The organism is Bradyrhizobium sp. 141, from assembly GCF_023074055.1.
Classification (GTDB): Bacteria; Pseudomonadota; Alphaproteobacteria; order Rhizobiales; family Xanthobacteraceae; genus Bradyrhizobium.
The window spans coordinates 1-16,592 of sequence record NZ_JADPKR010000016.1 but is presented as its reverse complement, the minus strand read 5'-3'; the positions used below and the strand labels follow the sequence as shown (position 1 = coordinate 16,592).

The 16,592-nt window shown below is 62.8% G+C and carries 17 protein-coding genes and 1 tRNA gene; 10 read left to right on the top strand and 8 right to left on the bottom strand.

Going from position 1 to position 16,592, the window contains the following annotated elements; translation table 11 throughout:
* The first annotated feature begins 51 nt into the window (after positions 1-51).
* Entirely contained in the window at positions 52-525 is a 474-nt protein-coding gene (greA, locus tag IVA81_RS05590; RefSeq protein ID WP_018643807.1) for a transcription elongation factor GreA, read from the top strand.
* Between the two features lie 378 nt (positions 526-903).
* Here greA and IVA81_RS05585 read toward each other — a convergent pair whose 3' ends face one another.
* On the bottom strand, positions 904-1,383 hold the full coding sequence (locus IVA81_RS05585; RefSeq protein WP_027547667.1) for an Lrp/AsnC family transcriptional regulator: 480 nt from the start codon (positions 1,381-1,383) through the stop codon (positions 904-906).
* Between the two features lie 266 nt (positions 1,384-1,649).
* Between IVA81_RS05585 and trxB the strand changes: the two genes are divergently transcribed.
* The 5 genes from trxB to IVA81_RS05560 all read left to right on the top strand — a co-directional run bounded on the left by trxB (position 1,650) and on the right by IVA81_RS05560 (position 5,613).
* Complete coding sequence (trxB, locus tag IVA81_RS05580) at positions 1,650-2,615, top strand: thioredoxin-disulfide reductase (protein ID WP_247313461.1); 966 nt, start codon at positions 1,650-1,652, stop codon at positions 2,613-2,615.
* Positions 2,616-2,620: 5 nt separating this feature from the next.
* Positions 2,621-3,544: a LysR family transcriptional regulator gene (locus IVA81_RS05575; protein WP_063197141.1), complete on the top strand. Its 924-nt coding sequence runs from the start codon at positions 2,621-2,623 to the stop codon at positions 3,542-3,544.
* Between the two features lie 448 nt (positions 3,545-3,992).
* Entirely contained in the window at positions 3,993-4,901 is a 909-nt protein-coding gene (locus tag IVA81_RS05570; RefSeq protein WP_247313458.1) for a 4-hydroxy-tetrahydrodipicolinate synthase, read from the top strand.
* A gap of 286 nt (positions 4,902-5,187) precedes the next feature.
* Entirely contained in the window at positions 5,188-5,334 is a 147-nt protein-coding gene (locus IVA81_RS05565; RefSeq protein ID WP_247313455.1) for a hypothetical protein, read from the top strand.
* 132 nt (positions 5,335-5,466) lie between these two features.
* Entirely contained in the window at positions 5,467-5,613 is a 147-nt protein-coding gene (locus IVA81_RS05560) for a hypothetical protein (protein WP_247313453.1), read from the top strand.
* Positions 5,614-5,692: 79 nt separating this feature from the next.
* Here the strand turns inward: IVA81_RS05560 and IVA81_RS05555 are convergent, their stop codons facing one another.
* Together IVA81_RS05555 and IVA81_RS05550 are read right to left on the bottom strand one after the other, a co-directional pair.
* Entirely contained in the window at positions 5,693-6,370 is a 678-nt protein-coding gene (locus IVA81_RS05555) for a ParA family protein (protein ID WP_200457091.1), read from the bottom strand.
* Positions 6,371-6,719: 349 nt separating this feature from the next.
* On the bottom strand, positions 6,720-7,064 hold the full coding sequence (locus IVA81_RS05550) for a hypothetical protein (protein ID WP_247313450.1): 345 nt from the start codon (positions 7,062-7,064) through the stop codon (positions 6,720-6,722).
* A gap of 534 nt (positions 7,065-7,598) precedes the next feature.
* On the opposite strand from IVA81_RS05550, the gene IVA81_RS05545 reads away from it, so the two are divergent.
* Both IVA81_RS05545 and IVA81_RS05540 read left to right on the top strand, forming a co-directional pair.
* On the top strand, positions 7,599-8,765 hold the full coding sequence (locus IVA81_RS05545) for a CaiB/BaiF CoA-transferase family protein (protein WP_247313447.1): 1,167 nt from the start codon (positions 7,599-7,601) through the stop codon (positions 8,763-8,765).
* A 2-nt stretch (positions 8,766-8,767) separates the two neighbouring features.
* Complete coding sequence (locus IVA81_RS05540) at positions 8,768-9,691, top strand: CoA ester lyase (RefSeq protein ID WP_247313444.1); 924 nt, start codon at positions 8,768-8,770, stop codon at positions 9,689-9,691.
* 112 nt (positions 9,692-9,803) lie between these two features.
* On the opposite strand, the gene IVA81_RS05535 is transcribed toward IVA81_RS05540, so the two are convergent.
* Complete coding sequence (locus IVA81_RS05535; protein ID WP_247313442.1) at positions 9,804-10,943, bottom strand: helix-turn-helix transcriptional regulator; 1,140 nt, start codon at positions 10,941-10,943, stop codon at positions 9,804-9,806.
* Between the two features lie 482 nt (positions 10,944-11,425).
* On the opposite strand from IVA81_RS05535, the gene IVA81_RS05530 reads away from it, so the two are divergent.
* Positions 11,426-12,364, top strand: a complete 939-nt coding sequence (locus tag IVA81_RS05530) for an AEC family transporter (RefSeq protein ID WP_247313439.1) — start codon at positions 11,426-11,428, stop codon at positions 12,362-12,364.
* Between the two features lie 349 nt (positions 12,365-12,713).
* Positions 12,714-13,118 carry a nuclear transport factor 2 family protein gene (locus tag IVA81_RS05525; protein WP_247313436.1) on the top strand — a complete coding sequence of 135 codons (405 nt, stop codon included), beginning with the start codon at positions 12,714-12,716 and terminating at the stop codon, positions 13,116-13,118.
* A 60-nt stretch (positions 13,119-13,178) separates the two neighbouring features.
* Here the strand turns inward: IVA81_RS05525 and tenA are convergent, their stop codons facing one another.
* From tenA to IVA81_RS05505, 4 genes are all read right to left on the bottom strand, one after another.
* Positions 13,179-13,853, bottom strand: coding sequence for a thiaminase II (tenA, locus tag IVA81_RS05520; protein ID WP_247313434.1), 675 nt, complete (start codon positions 13,851-13,853; stop codon positions 13,179-13,181).
* 289 nt (positions 13,854-14,142) lie between these two features.
* Positions 14,143-14,931: an Abi-alpha family protein gene (locus tag IVA81_RS05515; protein WP_247313431.1), complete on the bottom strand. Its 789-nt coding sequence runs from the start codon at positions 14,929-14,931 to the stop codon at positions 14,143-14,145.
* A 478-nt stretch (positions 14,932-15,409) separates the two neighbouring features.
* A tRNA-His gene (locus IVA81_RS05510) sits at positions 15,410-15,486 on the bottom strand.
* Between the two features lie 334 nt (positions 15,487-15,820).
* Positions 15,821-16,255 carry a phasin gene (locus IVA81_RS05505; protein ID WP_091958388.1) on the bottom strand — a complete coding sequence of 145 codons (435 nt, stop codon included), beginning with the start codon at positions 16,253-16,255 and terminating at the stop codon, positions 15,821-15,823.
* Positions 16,256-16,592: the final 337 nt, after the last annotated feature.

The following is a 16,592-nucleotide window of genomic DNA, read 5'->3' as shown; positions in this document are numbered from 1 at the left end:
TGCCGCGCCCTCGGTCTTTGGGGGGCGCGCAGCTGAAGGACGAGAGAAGAGATGGAAAAGGTTCCGATGACCCAGGCCGGCTTTGTCGCGCTCGGGGAAGAATTGAAGAAGCGCCAGTCGGAAGACCGTCCGCGGATCATCGAGCATATCGCCGAGGCGCGCTCGCACGGAGACCTGTCGGAGAACGCGGAATATCATGCCGCGAAGGAAGAGCAGTCCCACAATGAAGGCCGCATCGCCGAGCTCGAGGACAAGCTCGCGCGCGCCGACATCATCGACATCTCGAAACTGTCCGGCGACACCATCAAGTTCGGCGCTACCGTGACCTTGGTCGACGAGGACACCGAGAAGAAGACGGTGTGGCAGATTGTCGGCGAGGTCGAGGCCGACGCCAAGAAGGGCCGCATCTCCATCACCTCACCGCTCGCGCGCGCGCTGATCGGCAAGAAGAAGGGCTCGACCGTCGAGGTCAATGCACCCGGCGGCGCCAAGGCGTATGAGATCACCAAGGTGGAGTGGCGGTAAAGATTTGCCGCTGCACGTGATGAGGTTTCGAAAGGCCGCGCGCACTGCGCGGCCTTTTTTGTTTCGACGTCTTGCTGGGGCATGAGTGCCGCACGCTCTCCACGCGTCATTGCGAGCGGAGCGAAGCAATCCAGACTGTCTCCGCGGAAAGATTCTGGATTGCTTCGCTACGCTCGCAATGACGGAATGTGGCGCAGCTGCGCCCCTCCCTCTCGTGTCCCGGACGCGCTGCAACGCGTAGCGTTGCGGCGCAGAGCCGGGACCCAGAAGGCAACACGGTACGCGGTGAGATGGGCCCGGCTCTGCGGCGCACCGCTCCGGACGATGCTTCGCATCGCCGGGAGCGCTGCGCCGCGTCCTGGGCACGAGAGGACGAATCTACCGCCGCCCCTTCACATCCAGCGGCACGGCGGCTTCATACTTCGAGTTATGCAGCACCAGCGAGGTCCGCACGTTGCGTACATGGGGGGCGGCAGTGAGATGCGTGACGAAATCCTGGAAGGTCGCCATATCAGGGGCGACGCATTTGAGGATGAAATCGACCTCGCCCGACAGCATCCAGCATTCCCGCACCAAGGGCTCGGCGCGGACGAACTCCTCGAAGGCGCGCAAATCCGCCTCGGCCTGGCTGGACAGGTGCACGGCGGCGAACACGGTGACGTCGAAGCCGAGCTTGCGGGCGTCCAGCAGGCCTCGATAGCCGTGGATGTAGCCCTCCTCCTCCAGCGCGCGAACGCGACGCAGGCAGGGCGGCGGCGAGATGCCGACGCGCTTGGCCAGCTCGACATTCGTGATTCGACCGTCGGCCTGAATCTCGGTGAGAATTTTCAGGTCGATCTCGTCTAGGTTCCGCGACACGTGATTGGAACTCCTGGCCTTTGCGGCTGTATTGGTGGGCTTATCGCAATCCTCATACCCAGTCCGCACGACCAGCGCAATTTTATTGCGCGCGCAGTGCAAGAGACTTTTGTTCCCTGTTGGAAAAATCCGCCGACAGGGAATGCAATTCTTGCATAGCTCACCAGAAGGCTTAGATTAGCTCTGATATTTCAGCGCTTCCGCGAGGCCTCCCGGCATGTTCCGCGCCCGCGCTGCAAAATCCCCCGTGAAAGGCGTCCATCGAAATGTCCGCTCCTGTTCATGCAAAGGTCGTCATTATCGGCTCCGGTCCCGCCGGCTACACGGCGGCGATCTACGCCGCGCGGGCCATGCTGGAGCCGATTCTGATCCAGGGCATCCAGGCGGGCGGCCAGCTCACCATTACCACCGACGTCGAGAACTATCCGGGCTTCGCCGACGTGATCCAGGGCCCCTGGCTGATGGAGCAGATGGAGAAGCAGGCGGTCCATGTCGGCACCAGGATCGTCTCCGACCTCGTCACCAAGCTGGAGACTGCGCAGCGGCCGTTCCGCCTCACCTGCGATAGCGGCGACGTCTATCTCGCCGACACCGTGATCCTCGCCACGGGCGCGCAAGCGCGCTGGCTCGGGCTGCCGTCCGAAGGCAAGTTCCAGGGCGGCGGCGTATCGGCCTGCGCCACCTGCGATGGCTTCTTCTATCGGAACAAGGAGGTCGTGGTGGTCGGCGGCGGCAATACCGCGGTCGAGGAAGCCCTGTACCTCACCAACCACGCCTCGCAGGTCACCATCGTGCATCGTCGCGATCACTTCCGCGCCGAGCGCATCCTGCAGGAGCGGCTGTTCAAGCACCCGAAGATCAAGGTGATCTGGGACTCGGCGGTCCACGAGATTTGCGGCACCGAAAACCCGAACAAGGTCACTCATCTCCGCCTGAAGAACGTCAAGACAGGCGTACTTACGGACGTGAAGACCGACGGCGTCTTCATCGCCATCGGCCATGCGCCGGCGACCGAGCTCGTCAAGGACCAGATCAAGCTGAAACCCTCGGGCTATGTCGAGGTCGCTCCGAACTCGACCGCGACCTCGGTGCCCGGCCTGTTCGCCGCCGGCGACGTCGCCGACGAGACCTATCGCCAGGCCGTGACGGCCGCAGGCCTCGGCTGCATGGCAGCGCTCGAGGCCGAACGTTTCTTGGCCCTGCGCGCCAGCGAGCGCGCGGCAGCGGAATAAAGATCATGCCTCGAACACGCGACGGATTTACGGATATGGACTGGGACAAGCTGAAGGTGTTTCACGCAGCGGCGGAAGCTGGCAGCTTCACGCATGCGGGCGAGCAGCTCGGCCTGTCGCAATCGGCGGTGTCGCGCCAGGTCTCGGCGTTGGAGCAGGAGCTTTCGGTCTCGCTGTTCCACCGCCACGCCCGCGGCCTGATCCTCACCGAGCAGGGCGACCTCCTGTTCCGCACTGCGCATGACGTCTTCATGCAGCTCCAGGCGGCGCGCGCCAAGCTGACCGACAGCCGCGAGCGGCCGAGCGGCGACCTCAAGATCACCACCACGCCGGGCGTCGGCATCAACTGGCTGATCCCGCGGCTCGGCGAGTTCACCGCGCTCTATCCGGAGATCCGCATCTCGCTGATCGTCACCGACGAGGAGCTCGATCTGTCGATGCGCGAGGCGGACGTCGCGATCCGCACCCGCAAGCCGACGCAGCCGGATCTGATCCAGCGCAAGCTGTTCGCGATGGGCTTCCACGCCTATTGCTCGCCGGAATACATCAAGCGCTTCGGCACGCCGCGCACGCTGGAGGAGCTCGACTCCCACCGCATCATCACGCTCGCCGACGGCAACTTCGCGCCGCATCTGCAGAACCGCAACTGGCTGGTCGAAGCCGGGCGCAACGGCTCGGGTCCGCGCGAAGCCTATTTCAGGGTGAACAACATCCTCGGTCTCGTGCGCGCCTGTCAGCAGGGCCTCGGCATCGCCGCGCTGCCCGACTACCTCGTCGAGGAACAAAGCAAACTCGTGCAGCTGTTCGGCGAGTCGGATTCGATCCAGCTCGATACGTATTTTGTCTATCCCGAGGAGTTGAAGACGGTCGCGCGCGTGCAGGTGTTCCGCGACTTCGTTGTCAGCAAGGCGCAGCGTTGGCCGTCCTGATTTCCGCATGACTGACATGCGGCCTCGGCTGTTGCTGCAGAGCGCTCGTCAAGCTCATACTGTTTGCACGCTGAGCCTTCGCGTTGCGCATTTGTCCCCCTCCTCCAGTGGCGCGGGAGTTCAGTAATCCCTCTTGGAAGGTGATTGTGTCGGCCTCACGTGGCCAATACCTTAAGCCGGGCTCTTTGGGCCCGGCTTTTTTTTGTTCAATTCGGCCTTCGCCTTCCGCGTGTATTGACAGTTCCAGGCATACCCCGCATCATTTGCAAATGATCACGAAGTCGTGCGCAGCAATCTCGAAAAAAGGCCCCCATCCCGGGGCCTCGGATTTTTGCGCGCACTAGCTAAGCTTCGTCATCGCTGCAAATCCCGAAAACCCCGCCGCCTGGACGGGGTTTTTTCATGTGCCCTCCGTCTCAGGTTTTTTTCCCGAGAAGGAGATGGAAACATGACCGGACTTGAAGATCATTTGCACGGGCTGTGGCTGCCGCTGGTGACGCCGTTTCAGGGCGGCGCGCTCGACGAGCGGTCGTTGCGGCGGCTGACGCGGCACTACGGCGCGCAAGGCATCGACGGCTTCATCCTGGGGGCGACCTCCGGTGAAGGCATGACGCTGCGCGAGGCCGAGCTCGAACGTCTCGTTGCCATCGTGCGCGACGAGATTGCGGCGGGCCGCCGCAACGTTCCGGTCTGCCTCGGGCTGTCCGGCGCCGACACATCGCGGCTGAAGGAACGTCTCGACGAGACTGCGGACTGGCCGATCGACGGTTATCTGATCGCGAGCCCTTATTATGTGCGGCCCTCGCAGCGCGGGCTGCTGGCGCATTTCGAGACGCTCGCCGATCACGCCGCCTGGCCGCTCGCGCTCTACAACATTCCCTATCGCACCGCGGTGAACATCACCAACCAGACCATGCTGCGGCTCGCCGAGCACAAGAACATCGTGGGCTTGAAGGATTGCGGCGCGAGCCGCGAGCAATCGATCGCGCTGCTGCGCGACAGGCCGAGGGAATTTCGCGTGCTCACCGGCGAGGACGCGAACTATTTCGAGGCGCTCGGTGACGGCGCCGACGGCGGCATCGTGCTGTCGGCCCATGTCGAGACAGCAACGTTTGCGGCCGTGTATGCGGAAGCCAAGCGCGGCAACCACGACGCGGCGCTGGCACGCTGGCAGGAGGTCGCTGACCTGACGCGCCTGTTGTTCACGGAGCCGAGCCCGGCGCCGACGAAGTACTGGCTGTGGCGATGCGGCCTCATCGACAGCCCCGAAGTGCGCCTGCCGATGGTGGAAGTCAGCAGCGAGCTCGCGGCCACGATCGATCGCGAGATCGAGCGACGGACGAGGGTGGCGGCGTAGTTTGCTCTTCCTTCTCCCCTTGCGGGAGAAGGTGGCGCGAAGCGCCGGATGAGGGGTTTCTATCCGCGAACTCAGATCGTAAGAGGTGCTCTCGCGGAGAGAACCCCTCACCCGTCTCGCCGCTACGCGGCGAGCCACCCTCTCCCGCAAGGGGAGAGGGGAAGACAGGCCCCTTGGTTAACCGCGCCCCAACGCCCTTCGCAACCGCCGCATGGTGCATCCACGCCTCGTTTACGCTCTGGTGCCTATCGTTGTCCTGCAAAGCCTTCTCATAGGGGGAATGACCATGGGACATCGCACCCGGCCTACGGCCGCGAGCCAGTTCGCGCCGACCGATCTCTTGCAGGGAATTATCGTCGTATCGTCGTTCGGGTTCTGGGCGGTGATGCTCGGCCTGATGCCGGTGCTGCTGTTTCGGGTCTGGCTCGCCTGAGGCGGCTGCTCGCGCGGATGGTTAAAGGGCGGTCGCAAATGCGCTCAAAATGCGAGCGGGATTGCAAGCCGGAATTTTAAAACATCCCGCGTATCGTTCACGCCCATAAGCGAAGAAATCGCGGGGGCATTTGTGAATAGTCATAGTGAGATGGCGTCGCATTACGACGCCGGACAGCAGAGCTTTACCACCGAGGACATTCTCTGGGCCGTCGGGATCTGGTCGGTGATCCTGACTTTGTCGCCGGTCATCGTGTTCTACATGCTGATGGTGGCGTAACTCGTCGCCACCGATCCCGGAAACGCAAAACGCGCGGACTTCCGCGCGTTTTTCGTCCGGGGAATGAATTATAAAAAAATTAAGCAGCCTGCTTGTGCATTGCGCCGGACGCCGACGCCGTACCGCGAATGGCCTTCACTGAACGCTCGATCGCCGCCCACAGCCTTGCGATTTCCTGAGCCGCACGACTCTCGGCCTGGTACTCACGCGCGCCTTCGCCATGGCTCAGCGCCATCAGCAGATCCGAACGGTTGGTGATCTGGCCGCCCCACACCGGAGCACGGAATTTCGCCAACGCTTCCCGGGCAATGGTGACGATCGGGCTTTCCGCTTCGTCGCGCTTGGCCGGCGCACCGTTGAGCACGACCGCATAGGGCTTGCGCGCCGCGCGGCACATCTGGATCGTCTCCTGCACCGCGTTGACGTCGAACACGCCGGGACGGGCGGGAATCACGACCATGGTGGCGTTGCGGATCGCGTCGTCGACGACGGCCGAGAGGTTCGGCGGCGTGTCGATCAACACCCATTCATAACCGTCGCGCTTGGCAGCGGAGACGATGCCGCTGACGGAGTTCACGGCCGCCTTGATCGGCGGTTCGTTGGTGCCACGCAGCTTGTGCCACAGCGTGAGCGAGCCCTGCGGGTCCGCGTCCACGAGCATGACCTGCTTGCTCGCCTTGATCTGCGCGGCGAGATGCGCGGCGAGGGTACTCTTGCCCGAGCCGCCTTTACGCGATGCAAAAACAATAACGTTCATACCTTCGGCCTCCAGATTGACCCTAGGCTACGAAAATGAATCACCGCGCTGATTCGTGAAAGATAAATTTATCGAGAGTTGCGCTGGGGTCACGAAATAACAAGGCGTGCTGGCTTTTGAGTCACACTGCGATGTGCGAGGCGCGACAAGAACCGCAATCGAGCGCTGTGCGCGAGCGTGGATGCGTTTTTTGAGCAGTCCTTTCGGGACAAAGCGGAATGCAACCTCGCCGCGCAAACCCGCATCCGACTCTTTTCCAACGTGCTTGCGTCGCAAGCTCACGCCAGCCGCGCGAACAAAAGGAGTCCGTTACCTTACGAAGTTTCGCAAAAAGGAAGGCGGGTGCCGCTCAGCCGTCGCTGGTCTTTTTCTTCTTGGCCGCCGGCTTGCTGCTCTTCTTCGCGGTTTTGGGCGCGATGTTGGTCGGCCTGCCGGCACGGGCCTCGCCCGGCTCCGGCCCGCGGCGGAAGAACACCGCGCATTGTGGCGAGAGCTGCGCCTTCTTCTTGATCATGCAGGCCGTGATAGCATCGACGTTCGGCACGAACTCGCCGCACAGCCGCATCGCATCCGGCGTGCAGGCCTGCTGCTCCTCCGGCGTGTAGGCGAAGCCGGCACCGGGCTGGATCAGCACGGCCAGCGCCATCCCGAGGGTGGCAGCGGCCAAGGATGTCTTGAAGCGAAGCGCCGGCATCGATTCCCCCACATGTCGAACAGGAGGGAATAGTGGGTGAACGGCGGTTCGTTGGCAACCGAGGGGGATGCGAAAGCCGCGACGTGTGCGGTCTCGGCAACAGGCGGGCGGCCGGCCATCTTCACCGCCGTCGTCGCCTGGCCGGGCGCCCCGCAGTCATCCAGAAAGCGTTTGAGACGCGACCTATCCACGACGTCATGGCCGGGCTTGTCCCGGCCATCCACGCCTTGCCACGCAGCGTTCAGAACGTGGATGCCCGGGACAAGCCCGGGCATGACGACCACACGAACGTGGGGGATGACAGCCGTGCGCAAGGAAAGAGTGCCACCCAACACAAAACTGCGAAAACAACCCCATGCACAGTAGCCAAGCCACGGTAACCCCTCAGCATTTCATTTCTTAGGATTAAGCGAAATCAAATTTGACACGTCGGGCAAAACAGGGGCATCATGTCATCCTCAAAAAAGATGCGCGTGGAGTGGTCGGCTTGTCTCCTGCGCTGGTCGAAAAGCGCAAGGCGAGGAGGAAGGTCGCATGGAAGGGAATGAGGCGGAGCTGCCGCTGTCGGGCGTCACGGTGATCTCGCTCGAGCAGGCGATCGCAGCGCCGCTGGCCAGCCGGCACCTGGCGGACTGGGGCGCGCGGGTCATCAAGATCGAGCGGCCGGGCACTGGGGATTTCTGCCGGGACTACGACCACGTGATGAACGGCATGTCGAGCCAGTTCGTCTGGACCAACCGGTCCAAGGAAAGCCTCGCCATCGACATCAAGAGCGAGGGCGGCCGCGAGGTGCTCGACGCGTTGCTGCCGCAGGCGGACGTGTTCATCCAGAATCTCGCGCCTGGCGCGGCGGAGCGGCTCGGCCTCGATGCCGCATCGCTGCTGCAAAAGTATCCGCGCATCATCGCCTGCGACGTCTCGGGCTATGGCACTGGCGGCCCCTACAGCGACAAGAAGGCCTATGATCTGCTGGTGCAGTGCGAGGCCGGCGTTCTCGCCGTCAACGGCACCGAGGCGGAGCCGGCCAAGGTCGGGCTGTCGGTCGTCGATATCGCCACCGGCATGTACATCCTCAACGGCGTGCTGATGGCGCTGTACCGCCGGGAGCGGACCGGCAAGGGCACGGCCTTCCAGGCCTCGCTGTTCGACAGCATCACGGACTGGATGAGCTATCCCGCCTTCTACACCCAAAGCACGGGCCGGCCGCTGCCGCGAACCGGGGCGAAGCACGCGACCATCGCGCCGTACGGTCCGTTCCGGGTCGGCGACGGCAACACCATCTTCTTCGGCATCCAGAACGACCGGGAATGGCGATCGCTCTGCAGCAATGTCCTTGGCGATGCCGGCTTTGCCGATCATCCAAGCTTCCGCACCAATCCGCTGCGCATGCAGAACCGCGACGATCTGCAGGCCCATATCGAGCGGCGCTTTGCATCGATGACCAGCGAGGAGGTGCTGCGGCTGCTCGACGACGCCTCGATCGCCAACGCGCATCTGAACTCGGTCGAGGCCTTCCTGGCGCATGAGCAGCTTCATGCGCGGTCCCGCGTGCAGAGCGTCGGTTCGCCGTGCGGGCCGCTGATGAGCTTCCTGCCCGCGCTGACCATTCCGGGCCTGATGCCGCGGATGGATCCGGTGCCCGATGTGGGACAGCATAATCAAGCCATCCTCAGCGAACTCGGCCTCGGCCAGGAGACGTGACGATGACCTCGCTGCGGCCAACGCGGGCCTACCTCGCCGTCCCCGCGCATCGCACCCGCCTCGTCGCCAAGGCGGCGACCTCAGTTGCCGATGCCGTGTTCATGGATCTCGAGGACGCGGTGCCGCCGTCCGAGAAGAGCCTTGCACTGAACGAGGCCGTCCAATCCCTCTCCGCGCTCGATTGGGGCAACAAGCGCGTCACTGTGAGGATCAACGCCGTCGACAGCGCCTTCATCGCGCAGGAGATCCGCGCGCTGGCGGCACTTCCGAGGCTGGATGCGGTGATCGTGCCGAAGGCGGAGCGCGCTGGCGATATCGCTGCGATCGCCGAGCAGTTGCGGGCCGCGGGCTCCGATCGCCCCGCCCCGGTCGCGCTGGAATTGCTGATCGAGACGGCGCTCGGCCTCGTCAATGTCGACACGCTCGCCGCGTGTCACGACAGCGTCGCCGCGCTGCATCTTGGCGTCGGCGATTTCGCGGCGTCGATCGGCGCCCGCTCCTCCGACATCGGGGTGTCGCCGGACGGCTACCGCCATGTGGGATCGGCGCAAAGCGGCTACGCGTCCGCTCCCCTGGACCTGTTCGCCTATCCCATGATGCGCCTGCTGGTGGCCGCGCGCGCGTTCGGCCTCATCGCCATCGACGGCCCCTGCGGTGCGTTCCGCGATTCCAGGCTGACCGAAAGCAGCGCGCAGAAAGCGGCGGCGATGGGGTTTGACGGCAAGCAAGTCATTCACCCCGACCAGATCGAGCCGACGCTGCGCGCGTTCATGCCGTCGGACCAGGAGCTGGCCCAGGCGCGGCTGATCGTCGAGGCGATGGAGCAGGCGGAGGCGAAAGGACAGGGCGCGGTGACTCTCGACGGCAAGATGATCGACTACGCCAATGTGCGGATGGCACGCCGGATCATCGGACTGGGGTCGTAGCGGCGCTTACAAGCCATTCCCGACGCGCATCCTTCGCTCCCGATTTTCCTCCCGATAACATCCGCTCATTGCCTGAGGGTTGGTGGGTGCGCCAGGATGCAAGGCCGATGATTCAAGGCCTTCGCAACACGAGCCGGCCGAGCAGCGCCGCGAGCTCGCTTTGCCTGGATATGCCGAGCTTCTGAAATACGCGCTTCAGCACATTGCGCGCCGTGTCTTCCGCAATCCCGAGCCGGCCCGCAGCTTGTTTCGGCGGAACGCCCGAACCCACCAGCGAGGCGATCCTGGCCTCCCCGAGCGTCAAGCCCAAGATGTCCCGCACGATGGCGGGATCCGGCGGCTCGGCAGATTTCTGCTCGATCGCGAGCACGATCGCTCGCGTGCGGGTCAGAAAATGGCTGTCTGAAAGTGCGCCGGCGGTGATCGGGAGCAGGTAGATGACGAAACGCCGGCCTGTTGCACTCGACTCAACGAGAATGGGTCTCGGCTCGGCCAGCAGATCGCGCGCCTCGGCGCGAAGCGTTTGCGTCATAGCGGCCTCGAACGGCGCCCGGCTCGCCGCCATGCGAACACGCAGACGATCGTTCACGAGGTCGAACACCTCGCCGAGAAGGCTTTCCCCAACCGGATTGGCGAACAGCACACGCGCCGACGAGTCCAGCGCAAACACGCCGATGCCGATCCGCGCAAGGGCGTCGCCAAGGCCGAGATTGGCCAGTTCGGTATCAAGCAGCCTGATCGACAGGCGCAACGATTTCTCGGCGTGGCGCCCGAGCGTCCCTATCAGGTCCAGTTCGGCCTCGGAGAATTGCGGCTTGGCGAAGGCTCGCTGCACGCTGAGCGCCACGAGGATCCGTGGGTCGGGTGATACCCCGATCGATCCGAACCAGCCCAAACCGTGCCTTGCAAGGAATTCCCTGCTGAACGGATGGTTGAGGTAGGCGTCGTCGATCGGGCCGATGTGTCGATCGGTGAAGGGCTCGCCGCTGACATAAAGGCCGGACGAGACGCAACGTTCGGCCTTGAAATCGTGCTGCGCCCAACGCGTCCCATAGTCGGCGAGCGCGGGCGCGAGGCTTTCGGAGGCGAGGGCTCCGAAAGCCCCGTCGTCCCTTCGCCATTGCAGGATCGCGCCGGCGTCATCGAAGCAGTCTGCGATCTTGCCAAGAGCGGATGGCCAGAATGACGGGCTCGCTGCCGTATCGTAGATCGCTTCGACGGCAGCGAGGAGGCGGTCGGCGGCAAGGGCCATGGGGTCCCGATCAATAAAAAGAATGCATTCAGGTTACACGAGATTGCCGTCCGGCAATTGCCGTCCGGCCGCTTTCCCCGGACTTCTACCGGATTTCCACGTAAACTCGTCCATGGGCTGCAGGTTGCAGGCAAGAGCGGCCGGGACGGCCTCTGATTTCGTCGTCGACAGGACAATGGAGCACTTTGCGCAGGCGGAGCGGCGTGATCGCTCTCAACATCAACCTGTTGGTGGTGGCGGGAAGAGGTCGTCACGGCGTCCTCAGTCCTCAGAATCAGTTACGGTGGCGGTGCACAAATTGTCTTTGATCAGCGTTGCGGCTAACGTGCGCTCTGCGGTGCGGAAGTTTTTGTGCACTGTCACCGTAATCAGAATCAAGCACTGCCACCGTCATCAGGAGCGGTGACGCTGGAAGGCAAGATGATCGACTATGCCAATGTGCGGATGGCGCACAGGATCATCGGGCTGGGGGCGTAGGGCGCATGGCCACGTTGCTGATCGTCGCGCCGGTGTTTGCGCTGATCGCGGCCGGCTATGCCGCGGTGCTGTTTCGCTTCGTCTCGGAGGGCGCGCACAAGGGCATCAGCGAATTCGCCTTCAGCATCGCGATCCCTGCCCTTCTGTTCCGCACCATCGTCGTCTCGGAATTCCCCGATGTCAGCCCTTTCAGAATGTGGGGTGCCTATTACGGCGCGCTCGCCATCATCTGGATCGCGGCGCTGGCGATCTCGGCGCTGCTGCGCCAGCGGCGCGAAGAGCGCGAGGCCGGTGTCGTGTTCGCGATCGGCTCGGTCTACGGCAACATCGTGATGCTCGGCATTCCCTTGACGCTATCGGCGCTCGGCAATGAGGCCGCGGGGCCGATGGCGCTGATCCTGTCGGTGAACACGCCGCTGCTCTGGCTCTGCGGCATCCTGCAGATGGAGCTGGTCAGCCGCAAGCGGACCGGCTCGGCGCTGTCGGTGATATGGCCGGTGCTCACAGATCTCGCACGCAATCCGCTGATGCTGGCGATCGGCCTCTGCGTGGTCTGGCGCTTCACCGGCCTCGGCCTCACGCCCGTCATCGACCGCACCATCGAGCTGCTGGCGCAGGCAGGCTCGCCAACAGCGCTGATCGCGCTCGGCATCAATTTGTTTCGCTTCGAAGTGAAGGGCGAGAAGCTGAGCATTTTGGTGATGTGCGCGCTGAAGCTTGCAGCGATGCCCGCGGCGGCGTTCGTGCTGGCAAAGCTGCTCGATCTGCCGCCATTAGCCGCCGGCGTCATCGTGCTGTTCGCGGCGATGCCGACCGGCGCCAACGCGTATATCTTCGCGGTGCAGTATCAGCGGCTCGTGAACCCGGTGTCGGGCGCGGTCGCGCTAGGGACGTTGCTGGCGGCGGTGACGCTGCCGGTGGTGGTGTGGGTGGTGGCGAGGTGAGGTGTCGGCGCTTAGCGCGCGACGCTGCGCCGCCTCACCGGGCTTAACAGCTAATCAGCGCAGGCCCAGGAACGAGAGCACCGCAGCAATCACGACGACGAGGCCGACCAGATAGATAATTCCGTTCATGTCTCAGCTCCCTCAGCGTTGTTCGTCCTGCCGCAGCTACAAACACCCAAGGCCTTGAAAAGGTTCGCCGCTGTTGACTGCGGTTTTCTCCTGAACCCGGGGAACGAAAGTCAACGATCCTGCTTCGTGGCGCGCCGAGCGCTCGCCCCCCATTTCGATGATTTTGCCTTTACACGCAAAGGTCGCTAGGCTGCCCTGATACGTGTGCAGGGAGGGTGACATGGGACAGCGCGAAGACATGCTCGCATTGATCAGGGCCGCCTACGCCGCGCGCGGCGACGGCGACGTCGAGGGCCTGGTGTCGGCTTTTCATCCCGAGGGCGCATTCACCTTGATGGGTGACAAGAGCGCGCTCGAATTGACGGGGAGTATGCAGGGCCACCCGACCCTGCGTGGGGCTTTCAGTCAATTGATCGCCGACTTCGGCTTCGAAGGCCGCGAGATCCTGGCCGAGCTGGTCGACGGCGATCGCGTCGCCGTCCATTCGCGCGTCAACGTGCGACACCACCCGACCGGAAAGACTTTCAGCACCGAGATCCTGGACCTGTTCAGATTTCAGGACGGCAAGATCGCGGAGTTGATTGAGTTTGCGGATACGGCGCAGATCAAGGCGATGATTGCGTGAGGGGCGTGCCTGCGTAAGATTCGTGCATTGTCACCGCAATTCTGATGACTGCCGAAAGGGCTATTGAACGCGCTGGCCCGCGCGCCAGGACATCTCCCAGAAGTCTGCCTCGAGCCGCGTGGCTTCCTTGAAGATCGCGATCAGCTCCGCCTCGCGGGCCGGCGTGGCGTAGAGATCGGCGAGATGCTCCAGGTGCGCCCGCGCCTTGGCAGCGACCTCCTGGTACGGTACGCTGGCGTACTCGGCGATCCAGACGCGATAGGCGTTCGTCGCAGCGCCAGCATCGGGTCGCGAGAAAAGCCGCGTTGCGATCTCCGCGTACCCGATCACGCAGGGGGCAAGCGCCACCTTGAGCGCCAGCAGATCGCCGCGCATTCCCGCGTCGAGCACGTAGCGTGTATAGGCCAGCATCTCGGCCGCCGGAGGGGCCTGTTCAAGGTCGGCCGGGGATAGACCCCAATCGGCACAGAGCTTCACATGCAGGTTCATCTCGACATCGAGGATGGCCGACAGGCCGGCCGCTGCCTCACGCATGTCGGCAAGCCTGGGCGACTTGTAGACCGCGAGCGCGTAGGCGCGAGCAAACTCGATGAGAAACAGGTAGTCCTGAACGAGGTAGTGACGAAACGCCGCTTCGGGGAGCGAGCCGTCTGCCAATCCCTTCGTGAAGGGATGTTCGGTGTAGGCCCGCCATTCAACGGATGCTTCTGTCTTGAGACGCTCGAAGAAACTCACGATCTTTTCCGCTTGGCTTGCTTGTCCATGAACGTCTTGGCTCATTACCGATAGCGCATTGCGAACCGAGGAGCTACGGTGACCGCGCACAAAGCTGGTTTTGAGCAGCGTTGCCGATGGGGTCATCTACGAAAGTTTGGTGCACTGTCACCGTAATTCCCGGCTATAATCTTTCTGCTCCTGCTGTGGCCAATGCTTGTTGTCTGAAGCAACAGCATGGGCGGTAGCCTCGGCTCTAGCATCACTGTAATTCGCTTGGCACCATTTTCAGCTTTGCGGCCCATCACGACTACTCACTACAAGCAACCATCAGAGCAATCCCCGTGTGCGTAAGGTCAATCAGCGCATGATCGTGCGTGACAGGGACCATTTGACTGGGAATTACGATCCCACCAACTTCATCGTCATGTCGCGGCACATAGTCGAAAATCAAGCCGAGCCTTTCAAGATTTTCGAGAGAGAGAGAGAGAGAGAGAGAGAGAGAGAGAGAGAGAGCGAAACTGCTTTTCGGAACGTCACGATTCTCTTCCAAAGTTGCGATGTTTGGCCACTTGGAGCGGAGCGCCTCTAATTGATAGTCATCTAATCCGCCTGATGGAATTGCAGTGTCTCTGTCCGAATGAGCTTCTCGCCACCTCTGCACTTCCCTGAGGACCAAGGCGTCCAACGGCTCTAGCGAGCTCAAAAGGCCGCAGTACGACCTTCGAGCTTCGGTCATCCTGATAGGATCAGTAGCATTGGCAATCAGCGTCGACCACATGCTGACCAGAACGTCGTCATTTCTAATGTGGCCTGCTGAAGTAAGGGAATGCCGAGACGCGGCGGGATGGAGACGGTGCGCCCCTCGGCGCTTGTGTATGCGCTTGACGCGGTGCGCAAGTTCAACGGCACGCTCATACCTGTAGACTGCAGCCCAGTCTGCGAATGCACCACCTAGCTCAGCAAAACCCGGGCCTAATATGAGCTTGACGAATGCTCCCAACTCACGCCCGGCTTCAGTGGCCTTCTGGACAGCCTTGGCACTTTCTTCGATGGCCTTTTCGTACGGCGCACTTGGCGGCTTTGCTTCCGTGCTCATTGCTCGCTCAGGTAGCGTTGGAGCGAAACACAAGTCCGGTCTCGTCCTGCCGCTCTCCCCGCCGTCATTGGCTTGCCCTCCCCTGGCCCCGACGTTAGCCGAATAGGTTGTGCTCTTTACGGGAAGTAGGTGGCGCTATGGCATATCACGTCAAGGTCATTCCCCCGAGCGGTCGGGCGCGAATTCACGAGGCGAGTTGCAAGTTCTGCCGGGACGGACAAGGCATGGAGAATCAAGACAAAGGGACCGGGCCAACTTATTGGCAGCCGCCGTATCCTGTGCCTGGCTTTCCGACCATTGCCGAGGCGAAGCGATATGTCCTCAGTCTAGGTTCGCGCTACATCGATACACAGGGCAGTGTCCATACTGCATGAAGGGCCTTAGTCGACGCGTAAAGGCACCTACGCGGCCAACTCTGCAGGGCGATTCGCGGTCGCTACTGCAGCCGCATTGCATTGCCGACGAACACTTGAATTATTGGTACAGTTGGGTGGGCTCGAACCACCGACCTCCTGTTCCACAGACAGGCGCTCTAACCAACTGAGCTACAACTGCATCCTGGCGAGCCGCCCTTAGGCTACCTGAAAAGGCCGTCGACCGAGGGGGGCTGGACGGGGCGGAAACTAGGTGTAACGGCCCGGTTTGGCAAGGCCGCAGTGGGGTGAAAAACCAGCCGAAATCACGTTCGGACGCTTCAAGCTCTTCCACATCGTCATGGCCGGGCTTGTCCCGGCCATCCACGCCTTTGCCCGCGGCACTGAGAACGTGGATGCCCGGGACAAGCCCGGACATGACGACCTTCCTGGATTTCCACGTGTGCAAGCGGGAGAGGCAAAGAAAAACCCGGGCCTTTCAGCCCGGGTTTCTGATCGACAACCAGCCGGCCAGATCAGGCGGCGGGCTTGTAGAACTTCGAGGCGCTGGCCTTGATCGGCTCGGCGGTCTCGGCGGCGACGCGCTGGGTGAGCTCGACCAGCTCCTTGGCCTGGGACTGGAAGGTCTCAAGCTGGGTGCGGGTGTGGCCGGTCCACAGCTCCATCGCTTCGGCCGGCGACTTCAGGCCGAACAGCTGCTGGGCGAAGTCGAGCTGGGCGTTGCTGTTGGCCTTCATGAACTCGACCAGCTTGGCGGTGTACTCGCTCGCGCCCTTGGAGGCCGAGGTGAACACGGCCTCGACGGTGCCGTTGTGGGTCTCGGCCGCGTCCTTGAACTTGGCGTAGCTTTCGCGGGCCTGCGACACGCCCTTTTCGGCGAACGCACGCATCTGCTCGGGAACCTCGAACGGAATGATCGAGGCAGAAAACGGATCAGTCGCACCTGTCATGGTCGTCCCTCACGATAATGAAAAAATGGAGTGAGCCTTCTGGCGCGCCCGCCGGCCAACCGGGGCCATCTGATGGCGGGAACGAAGACTGGAAACGCGAAACAAACGATGTGGCTCGCCCAGTGCCCAGATTATGGCTGCCTATCGTGTCAACATTGTGCAACGCAACGCGCCAAGAGGGTGCGTTGCGAAATTTAATCTAGGTTAGGGCGAGGTTCCCCGGGTGGGGAACCGGGGGTTGAGCTATTGCACTCTGGCATTTCTGGGCCACGGGTTGGCGAAGGGCAGCACCCTCGCCGTTCCCTCTCCCCTTGTGGGGGAGGGTCAGGGAGGGGGG

Bases quoted from the DNA above. Each gene is read 5' to 3' on its own strand.
- greA (WP_018643807.1), top strand. From the start codon at position 52: ATGGAAAAGGTTCCGATGACCCAGGCCGGCTTTGTCGCGCTCGGGGAA.
- IVA81_RS05575 (WP_063197141.1), top strand. From the start codon at position 2,621: ATGCCTCGAACACGCGACGGATTTACGGATATGGACTGGGACAAGCTG.
- IVA81_RS05535 (WP_247313442.1), bottom strand. From the start codon at position 10,943: ATGGCCCTTGCCGCCGACCGCCTCCTCGCTGCCGTCGAAGCGATCTAC.
- IVA81_RS05570 (WP_247313458.1), top strand. From the start codon at position 3,993: ATGACCGGACTTGAAGATCATTTGCACGGGCTGTGGCTGCCGCTGGTG.
- IVA81_RS05540 (WP_247313444.1), top strand. From the start codon at position 8,768: ATGACCTCGCTGCGGCCAACGCGGGCCTACCTCGCCGTCCCCGCGCAT.
- IVA81_RS05530 (WP_247313439.1), top strand. From the start codon at position 11,426: ATGGCCACGTTGCTGATCGTCGCGCCGGTGTTTGCGCTGATCGCGGCC.
- IVA81_RS05565 (WP_247313455.1), top strand. From the start codon at position 5,188: ATGGGACATCGCACCCGGCCTACGGCCGCGAGCCAGTTCGCGCCGACC.
- IVA81_RS05525 (WP_247313436.1), top strand. From the start codon at position 12,714: ATGGGACAGCGCGAAGACATGCTCGCATTGATCAGGGCCGCCTACGCC.
- IVA81_RS05505 (WP_091958388.1), bottom strand. From the start codon at position 16,255: ATGACAGGTGCGACTGATCCGTTTTCTGCCTCGATCATTCCGTTCGAG.
- IVA81_RS05545 (WP_247313447.1), top strand. From the start codon at position 7,599: ATGGAAGGGAATGAGGCGGAGCTGCCGCTGTCGGGCGTCACGGTGATC.
- IVA81_RS05550 (WP_247313450.1), bottom strand. From the start codon at position 7,064: ATGCCGGCGCTTCGCTTCAAGACATCCTTGGCCGCTGCCACCCTCGGG.
- IVA81_RS05515 (WP_247313431.1), bottom strand. From the start codon at position 14,931: ATGAGCACGGAAGCAAAGCCGCCAAGTGCGCCGTACGAAAAGGCCATC.
- trxB (WP_247313461.1), top strand. From the start codon at position 1,650: ATGTCCGCTCCTGTTCATGCAAAGGTCGTCATTATCGGCTCCGGTCCC.
- IVA81_RS05555 (WP_200457091.1), bottom strand. From the start codon at position 6,370: ATGAACGTTATTGTTTTTGCATCGCGTAAAGGCGGCTCGGGCAAGAGT.